At 61.9% G+C, this 14,641-nt stretch carries 13 protein-coding genes and 1 tRNA gene; 9 read left to right on the top strand and 5 right to left on the bottom strand.

The features are described 5' to 3' along the window. The first annotated feature begins 81 nt into the window (after positions 1–81). Positions 82–1,008 (top strand): LysR family transcriptional regulator, encoded by a 927-nt coding sequence (locus GV819_RS07910; protein ID WP_161755201.1) that lies wholly within the window; start codon positions 82–84, stop codon positions 1,006–1,008. 85 nt (positions 1,009–1,093) lie between these two features. Here GV819_RS07910 and GV819_RS07905 read toward each other — a convergent pair. The 3 genes from GV819_RS07905 to GV819_RS07895 all read right to left on the bottom strand — a co-directional run bounded on the left by GV819_RS07905 (position 1,094) and on the right by GV819_RS07895 (position 2,916). Beyond that, positions 1,094–1,168 (bottom strand) — tRNA-Gln (locus GV819_RS07905). A gap of 168 nt (positions 1,169–1,336) precedes the next feature. Then, a complete protein-coding gene (locus GV819_RS07900; RefSeq protein WP_256667403.1) occupies positions 1,337–2,029 on the bottom strand; it encodes a hypothetical protein in 693 nt (230 codons plus the stop codon). 86 nt (positions 2,030–2,115) lie between these two features. Next, entirely contained in the window at positions 2,116–2,916 is an 801-nt protein-coding gene (locus tag GV819_RS07895; protein WP_161755197.1) for a hypothetical protein, read from the bottom strand. A gap of 507 nt (positions 2,917–3,423) precedes the next feature. Here GV819_RS07895 and GV819_RS07890 point away from each other — a divergent pair. The 5 genes from GV819_RS07890 to GV819_RS07870 all read left to right on the top strand — a co-directional run bounded on the left by GV819_RS07890 (position 3,424) and on the right by GV819_RS07870 (position 9,233). After that, positions 3,424–5,019: an FAD-binding oxidoreductase gene (locus GV819_RS07890; RefSeq protein ID WP_161755195.1), complete on the top strand. Its 1,596-nt coding sequence runs from the start codon at positions 3,424–3,426 to the stop codon at positions 5,017–5,019. 4 nt (positions 5,020–5,023) lie between these two features. Next, positions 5,024–6,619 (top strand): glycerol-3-phosphate dehydrogenase/oxidase, encoded by a 1,596-nt coding sequence (locus GV819_RS07885; RefSeq protein ID WP_161755193.1) that lies wholly within the window; start codon positions 5,024–5,026, stop codon positions 6,617–6,619. Between the two features lie 20 nt (positions 6,620–6,639). Next, complete coding sequence (locus GV819_RS07880) at positions 6,640–8,214, top strand: FGGY-family carbohydrate kinase (protein WP_161755191.1); 1,575 nt, start codon at positions 6,640–6,642, stop codon at positions 8,212–8,214. Between the two features lie 128 nt (positions 8,215–8,342). Then, positions 8,343–8,840 carry a hypothetical protein gene (locus GV819_RS07875; RefSeq protein WP_161755189.1) on the top strand — a complete coding sequence of 166 codons (498 nt, stop codon included), beginning with the start codon at positions 8,343–8,345 and terminating at the stop codon, positions 8,838–8,840. 165 nt (positions 8,841–9,005) lie between these two features. Next, positions 9,006–9,233, top strand: a complete 228-nt coding sequence (locus GV819_RS07870; RefSeq protein ID WP_161755187.1) for a DUF3079 domain-containing protein — start codon at positions 9,006–9,008, stop codon at positions 9,231–9,233. 223 nt (positions 9,234–9,456) lie between these two features. On the opposite strand, the gene GV819_RS07865 is transcribed toward GV819_RS07870, so the two are convergent. Next, positions 9,457–9,837 (bottom strand): hypothetical protein, encoded by a 381-nt coding sequence (locus GV819_RS07865; RefSeq protein ID WP_161755185.1) that lies wholly within the window; start codon positions 9,835–9,837, stop codon positions 9,457–9,459. Positions 9,838–10,261: 424 nt separating this feature from the next. Here GV819_RS07865 and GV819_RS07860 point away from each other — a divergent pair, with 424 nt between their 5' ends. The 3 genes from GV819_RS07860 to GV819_RS07850 all read left to right on the top strand — a co-directional run bounded on the left by GV819_RS07860 (position 10,262) and on the right by GV819_RS07850 (position 13,892). Then, positions 10,262–12,388 (top strand): TonB-dependent receptor family protein, encoded by a 2,127-nt coding sequence (locus GV819_RS07860; protein ID WP_161755183.1) that lies wholly within the window; start codon positions 10,262–10,264, stop codon positions 12,386–12,388. A gap of 524 nt (positions 12,389–12,912) precedes the next feature. After that, the gene (locus GV819_RS07855) at positions 12,913–13,485 is read left to right on the top strand and encodes a hypothetical protein (protein ID WP_161755181.1); all 573 of its coding nucleotides are present in this window, start codon (positions 12,913–12,915) and stop codon (positions 13,483–13,485) included. Between the two features lie 8 nt (positions 13,486–13,493). Continuing rightward, positions 13,494–13,892: a hypothetical protein gene (locus GV819_RS07850; protein WP_161755179.1), complete on the top strand. Its 399-nt coding sequence runs from the start codon at positions 13,494–13,496 to the stop codon at positions 13,890–13,892. 71 nt (positions 13,893–13,963) lie between these two features. Here the strand turns inward: GV819_RS07850 and GV819_RS07845 are convergent, their stop codons facing one another. Continuing rightward, a complete protein-coding gene (locus tag GV819_RS07845) occupies positions 13,964–14,461 on the bottom strand; it encodes a hypothetical protein (protein ID WP_161755177.1) in 498 nt (165 codons plus the stop codon). Positions 14,462–14,641 lie beyond the last annotated feature (180 nt).

Below are 14,641 nucleotides of genomic sequence, written 5' to 3'. Positions count from 1 at the left end.
CAGCTTACTGGGGAATCCTGTTCTGTTTTATGATGATTTCTATCGAATGGATGGAACTGAATTCATGAATAAGGAGCCGCCATGTTTTCCTCGGAGCGCTTGAAGGGCATCGATGTATTTGTCTGTGTCGCCGACTCCGGCAGCTTCAAGGGCGCTGCCGAACGGCTGAACCTGACGGCGTCGGCGATCAGCAAAGCCATTGCCCGACTGGAAAGCCGGCTGCAGGTCCGGCTGTTCCACCGCACGACCCGGCGCCTGTCGCTGACGGATGTGGGGGCTGCGTTCCATCGCACCTGCACGGGCGTGCTGGCGGACCTGGAGGAGGCCGAGTGGGGGTTGCAGGCGCAGAGCACCGAGCTGCGGGGCAAGGTGTGCATCGACCTTCCGGGGGCTTTTGGTCGTTCCCAGGCGCTGGCGGTGATTCTGCGCTTTGCCCAGGCGCACCCACTGCTGCAGCCCCAGGTGACGTTCTCCGATCATTGGGTCGAGCCGCTAGCGGCCGGTGTCGATATTGCCGTGCGGCTCGGCGGCCCGGACTTTTGGCCGCAGGCACTGGGGCAGCGCCAGCTGGGCAGTGAGTGGCATCTGTTCTGTGCCTCCGCCGATTATTTGCGCAGGCATGGCACGCCATTGACTGCTGGCGACTTGCAGCAGCATCAGTGCATCACCTACGGCTGGGTGGATGGCCGGGTCAGCCCCTGGAGCTTCGCCACTGGCCGTCCGGGCGAGATCGAGCGCCGGGTAATGCCTGCCAGTTGCATCATCGGCGACGGTGAGGGTTTGTTGATGGCGGTGTTGGCGGGGTATGGCATCGCGCAAATGCCTTCATGGCTGGTCAAGCGTCAGCTTGCAGAGGGGACCCTGGTTGAAGTACTGCCGCAACTGGCAACCCGCGGGCAGGTGATCAACCTGCTCTGGCTGAAAAGCCGCCAAGGCCTGCCCAAGGTCGCGGCATTGCTGGAGGTGCTTGCAGACAGCCTGGCGCCGGCTCAATCGAGCAGTGCATGAGCAAGGTGGGGCTGAAACAGGGCGACGGTTCGGCACTCGGGCCATGACAATCGGCTGAGTTGTGTGTTTACCAACATAAGGAAAATGGCAGGGGCGGCTGGATTCGAACCAACGCATGGCAGGATCAAAACCTGCTGCCTTACCGCTTGGCGACGCCCCTGTAGCTATTGCGACGTTACTTGCGCTGATAACCGGTCTTGGGAGGACCGCTGCAAGAACGGGCGCAAATTTAACAATTTTTGCGCGCTCTGGGAAGCCCCTGAATAAAAAAATAAGTGTGAAAACAGCTGGTTAGTACTGATCAGGGATATTTTTCCCCCTTGCCAGCTCAGATTGCCAGGTACGCCTCCTGGCAATCCTGCAGTGGCTGGGCGACCTGCAGTACGCGTTTGATGGCGCGCAATTCATCCCCTGAAAGCACCCGTCGGCCAAAGTCATAATCGTCGCCGCCCGGGCTCAGGTAGACCGAAAACAACCCGACAATCTGCTGCTCGTTCACCTCAACGATCATCTCCAGATAGGTTTCGCAAGGGCGAGTGGCTACCAGGTAGGTCAGCCCTGCGACCTCGGCGCGCCCACACCAGGTCAGTTCATCCCAGCTCAGGCAGGTGCCAGCTGCGCTGCCGATTTTTGCCAGTTGCCACGCGGCGGGGTCGAGCGGTTGTGCTTGCAGGGCGGCTAGCAACGGCTTGCAGGACAGGACGTCGAATGCGTACCGCTGCATGCCATGGTGGATGGCATGCAGCGGTGCTGCCGGTGCCTGGGCCGGGCCGCTGATCTTGACGCGCAACAGCTGGCTCAGGGCAATCTCCGAAGGCTGTTCACTCCAGCCATTGAGGTCGGAGACCGGCGGGCACCAGATCAGTTGCAGGGTTTCGCCGATCTGGATGCGGTCCTGGCGAGCAAAGAACGCCGAGGTTTTCTGGCCCACCACCGGCACCAGGTCCTTCAGGTTCAAGAGCGGGGCGCTGTAGTCGATGCCCAGGTCCGTGGACCAGAACAGCGGTGTGCAGGTTTTCATGGTTGCAGGCATTGGTTGATCAACCCGGATATTCGAACGGTGGGCTCTTCGCCCGTGGATAGCATATCTACGAGATGTCGTATTGTTCAGGCTGTAACGTCCGTCTGAACGCTGGTAGGGCTACCTGCTCTTGTGCAGTTCAAAGTCGTATGGTTTTTTGTATGTATTATTTCAATGATTTTGAAAGAGTTTTTAGTTGAATAGTCGGTTTTTACAATGTCTCCTGGTGAGACTTGATGGTGCAGTGTTATTAGCTGTCCGCAATCAGTTTTTGATGTTTCGTTGATTATTCTTATTTCGTAGTTGTACTGGTTGAATATTTTTTCTTCGTCTGCAAGGAGTTCGTTGAATTTGAACGCGTCCAGTCTTTTTAATGTATCAATGTCGTCATTGTTAATGGCTGATATTTTATCTTCATGAAGCGCTTCTAGGGATTTTTTGATTTGTATGTGCGTGCAGAGTAATCCGATAATTAAAATGGATATCGTTAAGATTGAACAGAGCAGTGCGGGTATGAAATAAAACCAGATCAAGGCGAGAGTGCCGAAGAAAGGAGCACTCCAGGACATGGTTTCAAGGGTGTTATACGCTCCCGTCAGATGGGCTTGCCAAATTGTTTCACGGTCGCTGCTGCCAAGGTAGTGAAGGGTGAAAAGCAAGACGTTAGTGATGAGGCTGATAGAGAATAATATGATTGCAGCCTGTAATGAGAGGCTGTTTTTTATATTGGCATCACCAGCGCTGAATAACGCTAGAAAAAAGGTAAAAGAGATTGCGCTGAGTACGGAGTGAATGTACTGGTACTGTTTGATTGTACTTCCATTCTCAAAGTCGGCTTTGTAGGCTTTGTAAGCCATTAGCTTTATCTTTTCTTCTTGGTTTGTCATGGTGGTTCATTCCTTTGAGTGGGCGGGTATGGTATTGAATTAATTTTCAATGTCAATATCTGTTGGGGCTTTAATGGTATTTGTGTTTATTTAGGTGCTCTGGTGTCGGCTTTTAGTGTGTTGTTGGCTGGCTGGGGTTTGTGGGCTTTAGTGGCGCTAGACATGTGGGGGTACTTGCGAGTGTTGTGGCTGAAGTGGGTTTGCTGGATGTAAGAGGGCGAACTAAACGCTTGGCTGTGTTGTGTGACTTAGGGCTAAAGCCGGTCAGTGGTATTTACTGAAAAGTGTGCTTCGTGCTCATTGGCTTAGACATGTATTTCTCCTTTGACATAGCGTATTGGCGCTCCTGGCTAAAGCCAGCAATAGCGGGTGTTGTCCGGTGCCGGGCCAGGCGGGTGACGCCATTGGCTACACCCACTGGCACCATACGACCGTGACAGCCCCCAGTGGCTGACTACTATAGGGAACCTGAAGCAAGACCTATAACAACAGCACAAGGACACACGCATGCGACGCTGGAATGGCTGGGGGGAAGCAACCACGGTGGTCGAATTGCCGGCCCAGGGCGCGGGGTTTCTCGCCGAGCGGCTGGGGCCGGGGCAGCGGTTGCCGGAGGCGACCCTGGAGCAGGCGCTGTCCAGGGTGCCGGTGTCACGCCTGCAAGCCCACTCGCTGTACAGCATTGACCCTCATGAGCGCCTGCTGCATGCCCGTGGCCAGAGCCTGCCCGACTGGCTGGCGCTGCGCGAAGGCGAGCTGGGGGTTTATCCGGACGCGGTGGCGTTCCCGGAAACTGCCGAGCAGATCCGCCAGTTGCTGGCCCTGGTGGAGGACCGCGACCTGTGCCTGATTGCCTATGGCGGCGGCACCTCGGTGGCCGGGCACATCAACCCGGCGCGCTCCGAACGCCCGGTGCTGACGCTGTCCCTGGCGCGCATGAACCGCTTGCTGGAGCTGGACGAAGACAGCCTGCTGGCGACCTTCGGCCCGGGTGCCAGCGGCCCGCAAGTGGAAAGCCAACTGCGGGCCCGGGGTTACACCCTGGGGCACTTTCCGCAGTCCTGGGAACTGTCGACCCTCGGTGGATGGGTGGCCAGTCGCTCCAGTGGCCAGCAGTCGTTGCGCTACGGGCGCATCGAGCAATTGTTCGCCGGCGGCACCCTGGAGACTTTTGCCGGACCGATGCCCATCGCCACCTTTCCGGCGTCTGCCGCCGGGCCGGACCTGCGCGAAGTGGTGCTGGGCAGCGAAGGGCGCTTCGGAATCATTTCCGAGGTCAAGGTTCGGGTCAGCCGCTTGCCCGCTGACGAGCGTTTCTATGGGGTGTTCCTGCCCGACTGGCAGCAGGCTCTGCAAGCAGTGCGCGCCCTGGCTCAGGCCCGGGTGCCGCTGTCGATGCTGCGCCTGTCCAATGCCCTGGAGACCGAGACCCAACTGGCCCTGGCGGGCCACCCGACGCAGATCGCCTGGCTGGAGAAATACCTGGCGCTGCGCGGCGCCGGGGTGGGCAAGTGCCTGTTGACCTTCGGCGTGACTGGCAACCGCCAGCAGAATGCCTTGTCCCTGCGCCATGCACGCAAGCACCTGAAGGCCTTCGGCGGGGTGTTCACCGGGACCTTGCTCGGCAACAAATGGGCGCAGAACCGCTTTCGTTTTCCCTACCTGCGGGAAAGCCTGTGGAACGCCGGCTACCTGGTGGACACCTTGGAGACGGCCACCGACTGGCGCCATGTCGACGGCCTGCTGCAGCGCATTGAAGGCAGCCTGCGCGACGGCCTGGCTACCGAGGGCGAGCAGGTGCACGTGTTCACTCACCTGTCCCACGTCTACGGCGAAGGTTCGAGCATCTACACCACCTACGTGTTCCGCCCGGCGGCCGGCTACCCGGCGACCCTGGCGCGCTGGCAGGCGCTCAAGCATGCGGCCAGCCAGACCATCGTCAACCACCACGGCACCATCAGCCACCAGCATGGCGTGGGCAAGGACCACGCGCCTTACCTGCTGCGGGAAAAGGGCGCATTGGCGATCGACACCTTGCAGGCCCTGAGCCGCCATTTCGATCCTGCCGGGCGCCTCAACCCCGGCACCTTGCTGGAGCAGTGATGCCATGAGCCAGGAGTGGAACGACCGATGGCGGCAACAGGCGCTGCCCGGGTTGGCGGCGCAGACCTGGGACCTGATCGTGATCGGCGGCGGCATCAGCGGTGCCGGCATCCTGCGGGAAGCGGCCCGGCGTGGCTGGCGCTGCCTGCTGCTGGAGCAACGGGACTTTGCCTGGGGCACTTCCAGCCGCTCGTCGAAGATGGTCCATGGCGGCTTGCGCTACATCGCCAAGGGCCAGTGGCGCCTGACCCGGGACTCGGTGCGCGAGCGCCAGCGGCTGTTGCAGGAAGCGCCCGGGCTGGTGGAACCGATGAGTTTCCTGATGCCGCATTACCGCGGCAAGTTTCCCGGGCCCAAGGTGTTTGGCGGTCTGTTGAGTGTCTATGACGCCCTGGCCGGGCGGCGCACTCATCGCTTCCACGATGCCCAGCAGCTGCGCTACCTGGCGCCGGGGGTGAAGGCGCCGGGACTGCTGGGCGGTACCAGCTTTCTCGATGCCCTGACCGACGATGCACGACTGGTGATGCGGGTGCTGGCCGAGGCCCGGGCCGACGGCGCACTGGCCCTCAATGGCCTGCGGGTCACGCAGTTGCTGCGCGAGGACGGGCGAGTGTGTGGCGTCGAGATCGAGGACAGCGAGGGCGGCGCGCCGCAACAGTTGCGTTGCCAGGCCCTGGCAGTGGCCACCGGTGCCTGGGCCGAACGCCTGCGTGCGACGGACAATGGCCGGCAGTTGCGACCGCTGCGAGGCAGCCATCTGTTGCTGCCGGGCTGGCGCTTGCCGGTGGCCCAGGCCTTCAGCTTCATGCACGCCGAGGACGGTCGGCCGGTGTTTGTCTTCCCTTGGGAAGGCGCCACGGTGGTCGGCACCACCGATCTCGACCACCGCGAGGACCTGGACCAGAGCGCCAGTATCAGCCAGGAAGAACTTGACTACCTGCTGGCCGCCTGCGCCCAGCAGTTTCCCCAGGCCCGGGTCGAGGCTGGCGACGTGCTCTCGACCTGGGCCGGTGTGCGCCCAGTGGTGGCCGCCGCGGGGGCCGAGCAGCAGGGCAAACCTTCCAATGCAACCCGCGAGCACGTGCTGTGGCAGGAGCCCGGCTGCGTGACCTTGGCCGGCGGCAAGCTCACCACCTTCCGGCCTCAGGCTATCGAAGTGCTGCAAGCCTGCGCCGCGATGCTTGGCCGTAGCGTCAGCGATGACGGTTCGGCGGTGTTCGCGCCGGTAGCGTCGCTGGACATTCCCGGGCTCAGCGGCGCCCAGCTGCGGCGCCTGGCCGGGCGCCACGGCCGCGATTTGCCGCGCCTGGCGCAATTGGTCGCAGCCTTGGGCGCTGACTGCGTCGGCGCCAGTGACACCCTGTGGGCGGAGCTGGCCTTTGCCGCCGAGGCGGAAATGGTCCTGCACCTGGACGACCTGCTGTTGCGCCGCACTCGTCTCGGCCTGCTGCTGGCCAGGGGCGCGGCGGATTACCTGCCGGCCATCCGCCGCCTGTGCCAGCCGCGGCTGGGCTGGGACGACAGCCGCTGGCAAGCCGAAGAACAGCGCTACCTGACCTTGTGGCAACGCCATCACAGCCTGCCGTCAGCCTTGCATTGATGCCCAACCCAGAGAGCCTCATGGATAACCACAACAACAATAAGCAGGCCTACCTGCTGGCCATCGACAACGGTACCCAGAGCGTACGTGCACTGTTGTTCGACCTGCAGGGCAACCTGCTGGGCAAGGGCAAGGTCGAGCTGCAAGCCTACTACTCGACCCAGCCCGGCTGGGCCGAGCAGGATCCGGACTACTACTGGGCCAAGCTCGGCGAAGCCTGTCAGCTCCTGTGGCAGCAGACCGGCATCGACCGCTCGCAGATCCGCGGCGTGTCGCTGACCACCCAGCGCGGCACCCTGATCAATGTCGACGCCCAGGGTCAGGCCCTGCGCCCGGCGATCCTCTGGCTCGACCAGCGCCAGAGTGAAATCGAAGGCCGCATCAAGGGCCCTTGGGGCTGGTTGTTCAAGCTGATCGGCGCCGAGGCCACGGTGGATTACTTCCGTGCCCAGGCCGAGGCCAACTGGGTGGCCCAGGAGCAGCCGGAGGTCTGGGCCGCCACCGACAAGTTCCTGCTGTTGTCGGGGTTTCTCACCCATCGCCTGACCGGCAACTTCGTCGACTCGGTGGGCTGCTGCGTGGCCTACCTGCCGTTCGACTACAAGCGCCTGCGCTGGGCCGCTCCCAGCGACTGGAAATGGCAGGCGCTGGCAGTGCGCCAGGAGCAATTGCCGACCCTGCTCAAGCCCGGCGAGACCTTGGGCCGGATCAGCGCCGAGGCCAGCCGCCACACCGGCATTCCCGAGGGCCTGCCGCTGATCGCCGCGGGTGCCGACAAAGCCTGTGAAGTGCTCGGTTCCGGGGTCCAGGACGCCACCACGGCCTGCCTGTCCTACGGCACCACGGCGACCATCACCACCACCCGCTCGCGCTACCTGGAAGTGGTGCCGCTGATTCCGCCGTACCCGGCGGCGGTGCCGGATCACTACAACTGCGAGGTGATGATCTTTCGTGGCTACTGGATGGTCAGCTGGTTCAAGCAGCAGTTCGGCCTGCGGGAAGTGCAGCAGGCGGCAGAGCAGGGGCTGGAGCCGGAGCAATTGTTCGACGCCCTGGTCCAGGCCGTGCCGCCCGGGTCCATGGGTTTGACCCTGCAGCCGTACTGGTCGCCGGGCATCCGCGAGCCGGGGATGGAAGCCAAGGGCGCGATGATCGGTTTTGGCGACGTGCACACCCGGGCGCATATCTACCGGGCGATTCTCGAGGGCCTGGCCTATGCCCTGCGCCAGGGCATGGAGCGCATCGAGCAACGCTCGAAGCTGAAGATCACCCGCTTGCGGGTGGCCGGTGGCGGTTCCCAGAGTGATGCGGCGATGCAACTCACGGCGGACATCTTCGGCCTGCGGGTCGAGCGGCCCCATGTGTATGAAGCATCGGGCCTGGGAGCGGTGATTGCCTGTGCGGTGGGGCTGGGGCTGTACCCGGATTTCCCCACGGCAATCAGCGCGATGACTCGGGTGGGCGCGGTGTTCGAGCCACAGCCCGAGGCGCAGCAGATGTACCAGCGGCTGTACAGCGAGGTGTACCTGCGCATGTATCGCCAGCTCAAGCCGCTGTACCAGAGCATTCGCGAGATCACCGGGTATCCGGCATGAGAGGGCGCTGCCTGCTTGCCTGAAGGCGTGGTTTTTTCCGGCGGAAAAAAACATCTCGGGCGCCAAGGCTCATCTATCTTGATAAAGGCAGGCCGACCTCTCCAACCACCTGAAGCGGCGAGATGAACATGAATCGTCAGGACGCGCTGAACACCCTATGGAAGCGACTGTTCATCATCTTTGTGCTGCTGTTGCTGTTGTCCCTGTTGGCGGTCTCCAAAGCGGAGGGCTACACCATCCCTTCGATCGTGTTCATCGCCGGCAATATTGGCGGTTATGTGGGGTTTCACCGGCAACTGTCGAGCCTCAGTGACGATGAACTGGTAGGCCTGTGCAGCTCCTGGTTCGGCGTGTTGCTGCCTTCGTTCATCGGCGGAATTCTCGCGGGCCTGCTGTACATCCTGTTTCTCTCCGGGGTGGTGCAGGGGGAGCTTTTTCCGCTGATCGTCAGTGATGAGAACTGCCGCTTCACCGAGAACAACTTCTATAAGATTTTCTGTCAGCATGCCGCAGGTTATGCCTCCTACGCCAAGCTGCTGTTCTGGTCGTTCGTGGCGGGTTTCAACCAGAACTATGTGGTCGATCTCATCGACAACATCAAGGGCGGGAAAAAGGCCGGGGAGTGAACCTCGGGCGACCGCTTGAGAACTTCCAGGAGGCCAGAGGGGCTGTGCCGTCGGCAAGGCGGGCAGGGCGCTAGTGGTTGCCCATGGCGCTTGATCGGGATCAACCGCGCCCTGGCGACGACGCGGTAGCTTACCTGCCTCGCCAGTGCTAACCCCGGAGCCTCCATGGCCAAGCCATTTCCCGCCAACCCCAAGCACCCCGAGCGGATCTGCTGGGGCTGCGACCGCTACTGCGCGGCCAGCGCCCTGGCCTGTGGCAATGGTGCGGACCGCACCATGCACCCCGCGGAGATGTTTGGCGAGGACTGGAATCAACAGCGCGACTGGGGGCTCGAATCCCCCCAGGAGCAGGACGGCGTCACGGCTGCGCGGGTTGGAGCGGATACGCCTTGAGCGCCGCAGTGTCGATTCATGACTCACCCAAGCCGCTGTAACAGGCATTCGGGAGATGCCGGGCATTCAGCCTGAAGTAGCGTTTGTCATTGCAACGAGAAGGCTGCAACAACAGGCCCGGCCCTTTGCTTGTGTGACGCGACTGTTTGCTGCTTGCAGAAGAGTAAGCGCCTGGAAAACCGCTGCCCTGAACGGTCTGCGGGCAGCGGCTAATGGATGAGATCTAGGCCGGTTTGAACCAGGTTTTTCCTGGCGTGAAAAACAGCAACCACACCGCAATCACTTGCAGCAGTGCTTGAATCACGCTGAGCGAACCGATGAGAGGAGAGCGCCCGAACTCCGCCATGATCTCTGGGAAAAATGGCAGGAATCCAACCACCACCATCACCATGAAAACAATTCGTGCCCAATTTTTTCCTGTGTGGATCTTGTAAAGCAGAAAGCTGGCGAAGGCGGTGATCAGCACAATCACAACAATGGCCGTCAATACGGGAATCCCTTGCTCCTTGATATACGAGAGGTTCAACAGGGTTTTCACCACACCCAGTGCAAAACTCGCTAAAACACAGTAAATCGCTTTTGAAACTTCTACAGGTCTTTCCATGGTTTCATCTATCCCTGGTGAACGTAACGGTACGGCACATGTGTAGCGTGCTGGCCGGGGGGCAAACTACTGGTTGGCCATTATCCTGTCCACGGTTTTTCAAGCACTGCGGCGAAGGCTGATGGTCGTCGCCAGCTATTGCACAACAATCGATCCAGAGGTCATGGCGGTGATGCAGACCTGGCTGGACGCAGTGCGTGATAGCGCAAGTCTGGTGGCTACTCATTACCTTGGGCAACCGAGTGGCGCTGGCTTTCCTATACGAGTCTGACGGGCTGCTTGTTGCGGTTCTGCTCTGCGCAAGCCGGCGTATGTGCATCGACAGCTGTCCCCTTGAGAAAAAAGCCAAATTGCCATGTGTTTCCTTCGTTCCTTGATACGTCGCAGCTTGCACTGCCCGTTTCTCTGCGTTGGAGTTTTTCAGATGCCCTTGCCCAAATCCTTGCCCACAGCCCTGTTGGGCCTGGCCTTTGCCTGTCCGGCGCTGGCCGAGACTCAGGGCGTGGAGCTGGCCCCGGCGCTGATCCAGGGGCAGGGGCCGGTTGGCGAAGGGCAGCGGATGGAAGAGGCCGCGGCCCGATTGGCCCAGGTGCCGGGCGGCACTAATGGGGTGGACATGCGCGGCCCGTTGCAGGGCCGTGTGGCCAGCAACCAGGACGTCCTGGCCTATCAGCCCGGGGTCTATGCCCAGTCTTCGGGCAATGAAGGGGTCAAGCTCTCGATCCGCGGTTCGGGCATCAACCGCGCCCCGGGCGCCCATGCCTCGGGGCTGTACAGCCAACTCGATGGCCTGCCGCTGACCGGCCCCGGCGGCACCCCTTATGAACTGTTGGAGCCGCTGTGGCTCGACCACGTTGAAGTGCTGCGCGGCGCCAACGGTTTCGATCGCGGCGCCCTGGCCCTGGGCGGCGCCATCGACTACGTCAGCCATACCGGCTACGACTCGCCACTGCTGCAGGTGCGCTACGCCACCGGCAGCCATGGCTATCGCCAGCGCCAGGTCAGCTCCGGCCAGGTGCTGGGCAATTTCGACTACTACGTGGCCCTGACCGACGCCCGCGCCGACGGTTACCAGGACCACACCGCCAGCGACAGCCAGGGGGTGATTGGCAATTTCGGTTATCGCTTCAATCCGAACCTGGAAACACGTTTCTATCTGCGCTACCGCGAGACCGACAACGACCTCGCCGGGCGAGTGACCAAGCACTCCATCGAGCACAGCCCACGGGCGGCCAACCCCGCCTACCTGCCCCGGGACGATCGCCGCAAGCAGCCGGGCAGTACCTTTGTCGGCAACAAGACCACCTACTACATCGATGACGACTCAAGCATCCAGACCGGCCTGGTCTACCACGACTACCCGATGGACCTGCGCGAGGGCCCGAACCGCCTGAAGGTGGCCTACAGCGATGTCAGCGGCACCTTCGACTACAAGCGTCGCGACACCCTCTGGGGCCTGGAAAGCCATAGCACCGTGGGACTACGGGTGACTAAACACCTGCCCAATGACGGCGCCAGCGAGTTTGTGCGTATCCCTACCGGCAACACCGCTGGCTACGCGCCGGGTACGCGAATCCGCAACTTCACCTACCAGGGTTCGGACACGGTCCTGCACGTGGGCAATGACCTGGAGATCGCCGACGACCTGTGGCTGACCACCGGCCTGGCGGCCATCTACACCCGCCGCGAGAGCGCCGTGACCTACCCCGCAGGCGGCGGCAAGACCAGCCTCGGTGACTGGGACTACGCGCCACGCCTGGGCCTGCGCTACCAGCTGACGCCGGATGTGCAGCTGTTCGGCAACCTCAGTCGCTCGGTGGAAGCGCCCCATCCCTGGTCGCTGATCTACAGCGCCAACCAGCGCTTCCCGACCGGCAGCGGTGTCGCCACGGGTGCCCAGCGCGACCCGATCAAGTTGCGCAACCAGACCGCGACCACCCTGGAACTTGGCGGTCGCGGTGACAGCGCCCTGGGGCAATGGAGCCTGGCCTGGTACTACGCCCAGGTGCGCCACGAGTTGCTTTCGGTGCTGCCGGACGCCAACGCCACCATGCCCTATGAACTCAACGCCAGCCCCACTGTGCACCAGGGCGTGGAAGCCAGCCTGCAGAGCAACCTGTGGTCGCCGGAGGGCGGTGGCCAACTGAGCTTGCGCCAGGCCTACACCTTCAGCGACTTCCACTACCGTGACGACCCGCGCTTCGCTGACAACCGCCTGCCGGGCCTGCCGATGCATTACTACCAGGGCGAACTGCGCTATGACTGGCCCCAGGGTTTCTTCGCCGCAGTCAACACGCAACTGGTGTCCAAGGTCGCGGTGGATTACGCCAACAGCTTCTACGCCGATCCTTACGCACTGTTCGGCGCGACCCTGGGCTACAACGCGCCGAAGCACGATTGGCAGACCTGGATTGACCTGCGCAACCTGACCGACAAGCGCTACGCCGCCACCGTCACTCCGGGCTATGACGACAAGGGAGTGGACTTGGCACGGTCGACGCCGGGAGAAGGACTGGGGGTGTATCTCGGGGTGTCGTGGAGTCTGCTCTGAGGGGCGGCGAATGACGCCTGGGGCGAGTTAGTCTGGTGGCTGGCGCGAGCTGTCCAGCGTGCTCCGATAGCAGGCCAGGAGTTGCTCTCGAGTGGCGAGCGCCAAGGTCTCCTGCGCTTGGCAACGAAGTGTCGATGAGCGCAAGCCAAACTGCATGACAAGCACATCCCGCGGTTGTTCGCTGCGGTTGGCTGCGCCGCCGTGCAGCGTGGCCGAGTGCAGGGCCACGCCGGGCATCAGCGTCAGGGCCAGCCAGTGTGTTCTTGCGCTAAGCAGGGTGTGCGGTTCCTGCCGGATCAGAGAAATTCCATTGGCGCCGCGGATGATCGCAGATGGCCGGACAAGTGCAAGCTTGAGCGATTGCCAATGACCCGGGTGATCTTGGCGATGGCTCAGAGCACCGCGCCATTAGCACATTTGAGCTAATCGACGCTGCTGTATCACGGCGATATATTCCCCGACGTATCAGCATCAGGCCCTAGCCGGCGTCACGGTTTCACCGGCTGTCCAAGGAAAGGAACACCATGCGCTTGTCCTTCAGGTTCACCCTATCCCTGGTCCTTCTTGCCACGCTTACCGGCGCCGGGGCCACCTGGGCGCAAGAAGCCGCCGGTGACTTCTGGGCGGTTTATGGCCGGGGTGAGCGCTACAAGAACCAGATGTTCGTTGCCGATGCCCAATCCATTGCGCCGCTGGCCAAGCCCAAGGGGGCCCAGTCGCTGCTGCTGTTCCAGGTGTTCGAGGAGCGCAGCATGCCGGTGCTGGTGGCGTACACCCTGGAGTTCCAGTGTGGCGCGCGCAAGGTGCGCTTTGCCGACGCCAAGGCCATGCGCCGGCCGGACAATGCAGTCAAGGAACTCAAGGTGTCCCACGAGTGGCAGGACCTGAAGGATTACTGGGTACAGCGCAGCTTTGCCTTTGTCTGTGCACCAGGCAACCGCGAGAACAACCAGATGCTGCACCTGGGCCAGATGCCGGCGATACAGATGATCAGCACCACCCAGGCGATGTTCCAGGAACTGATGGGGATCCAGGAGAAGGGCGAAGTCATGGATGACCTGGACGTAATGCTGGGCAATCGGCCCAAGGCCCAATGAGGCCGGCCATGCAGAGCAGCCGCAGCTTGGCGGTGCTGTTGCTGGTGACGCTGTTCGCTGGCTGCATGCACGTGCCTTCGCTGCCGGAGCTGCGCGCCCGCAGCCAGTGGCAGCAGCGCAGCGCCCAGGATGCGCTGGACTTCTTCGGGCCGCCGGGGCGGATGGTGCCCACTGCCGACGGCCAGCAAGTGGTGATGAGCTGGTACCACGACACCACCTATGTGCGCCAGGAAGTGGTGGCCCAGGGCTCGCAGATGCAGGGCAATGTCATGGTCCATACCAACTACATGGATGACGTGGAGCATCCGGGTTCTTGCGTGGTGTCGATCACCGTCGACAAGGCCAAGCGAGTGGTCGACTTTAGTGTCCGCGGGCGTTGTTACTCAGTGGAATTAGGGCCGTCGTGATGAGGGCTTGATCGAAGCAAGCACTGCGCAACTGACAGGCCCTGGTGATTGTGCGCACGGGTATCAGCGCTTCAGTTGCTGAAGTACAACTCATCCAGCTGCCGCCGGCGAATCTGCTGGTACTCCTCCCAGACTCCGGGAAAATCCTCATCTGGGGTGAGCGGGAAGGTCAGGTAGATAAACCTGCCAGTCACCCTGATGTACTCGCGCACCCGCTTGAAGGCGGGCTGTTCGAACAGCGAGACGCTTTCGTCATAACCCTCATGGTGATGGGAAATCCGCACGCGGTGCGGGGCAATCCTGCAGTGGGCAAAATCGAGCACCCAGCCGTGCTCCACTCCTGCGCTCAAGTAACCGTAGGCGCCGTCTTCGGAGAGGCTGATGCAGGACCGGGCCTGGCTGCCATCGTCATCGTTGACCAGGACAATCTGCTGGGTGAAGTACTGGATCGACTGCTGCTCCGGCCCCAGCAAGAGCAGGTTCCAAGCTTCGGCGCCCATGCGGAATTCGCCCTGGTTGGTGAATTCGGCGGTCCAGCCGTTGGCGAGGGAGATGTGGTGGCTACTCATCAGCAGTCCTGATCGTGGTGTATTGGAAATCGTGCCAGGGTACTGCCAATCCGTTGAGTAGCAGTGTTGGCCAGCAAGAGGATTTCGTGCGCGGCGGTTTTTTCGTGGCTGCAACCTTGATGGATGGGTCGCAAACATCCTCAGTCTTGTTATAAGCCTGCTGCTTGCCAGGGGCCGATT

The organism is Pseudomonas sp. Fl5BN2, assembly GCF_009908205.1.
Classification (GTDB): domain Bacteria; phylum Pseudomonadota; class Gammaproteobacteria; order Pseudomonadales; family Pseudomonadaceae; genus Aquipseudomonas.
Note: the sequence above shows the minus strand (reverse complement) of the source record. Positions and strands in the feature narration are given on the sequence as shown.

What these genes read in the sequence shown, in the direction of transcription:
- GV819_RS07850 (WP_161755179.1), top strand. Translation starts at nt 13,494, where the DNA reads ATGCAGAGCAGCCGCAGCTTGGCGGTGCTGTTGCTGGTGACGCTGTTC.
- GV819_RS07890 (WP_161755195.1), top strand. Translation starts at nt 3,424, where the DNA reads ATGCGACGCTGGAATGGCTGGGGGGAAGCAACCACGGTGGTCGAATTG.
- GV819_RS07865 (WP_161755185.1), bottom strand. Translation starts at nt 9,837, where the DNA reads ATGGAAAGACCTGTAGAAGTTTCAAAAGCGATTTACTGTGTTTTAGCG.
- GV819_RS07875 (WP_161755189.1), top strand. Translation starts at nt 8,343, where the DNA reads ATGAATCGTCAGGACGCGCTGAACACCCTATGGAAGCGACTGTTCATC.
- GV819_RS07910 (WP_161755201.1), top strand. Translation starts at nt 82, where the DNA reads ATGTTTTCCTCGGAGCGCTTGAAGGGCATCGATGTATTTGTCTGTGTC.
- GV819_RS07845 (WP_161755177.1), bottom strand. Translation starts at nt 14,461, where the DNA reads ATGAGTAGCCACCACATCTCCCTCGCCAACGGCTGGACCGCCGAATTC.
- GV819_RS07900 (WP_256667403.1), bottom strand. Translation starts at nt 2,029, where the DNA reads ATGAAAACCTGCACACCGCTGTTCTGGTCCACGGACCTGGGCATCGAC.
- GV819_RS07895 (WP_161755197.1), bottom strand. Translation starts at nt 2,916, where the DNA reads ATGACAAACCAAGAAGAAAAGATAAAGCTAATGGCTTACAAAGCCTAC.
- GV819_RS07885 (WP_161755193.1), top strand. Translation starts at nt 5,024, where the DNA reads ATGAGCCAGGAGTGGAACGACCGATGGCGGCAACAGGCGCTGCCCGGG.
- GV819_RS07870 (WP_161755187.1), top strand. Translation starts at nt 9,006, where the DNA reads ATGGCCAAGCCATTTCCCGCCAACCCCAAGCACCCCGAGCGGATCTGC.
- GV819_RS07855 (WP_161755181.1), top strand. Translation starts at nt 12,913, where the DNA reads ATGCGCTTGTCCTTCAGGTTCACCCTATCCCTGGTCCTTCTTGCCACG.
- GV819_RS07880 (WP_161755191.1), top strand. Translation starts at nt 6,640, where the DNA reads ATGGATAACCACAACAACAATAAGCAGGCCTACCTGCTGGCCATCGAC.
- GV819_RS07860 (WP_161755183.1), top strand. Translation starts at nt 10,262, where the DNA reads ATGCCCTTGCCCAAATCCTTGCCCACAGCCCTGTTGGGCCTGGCCTTT.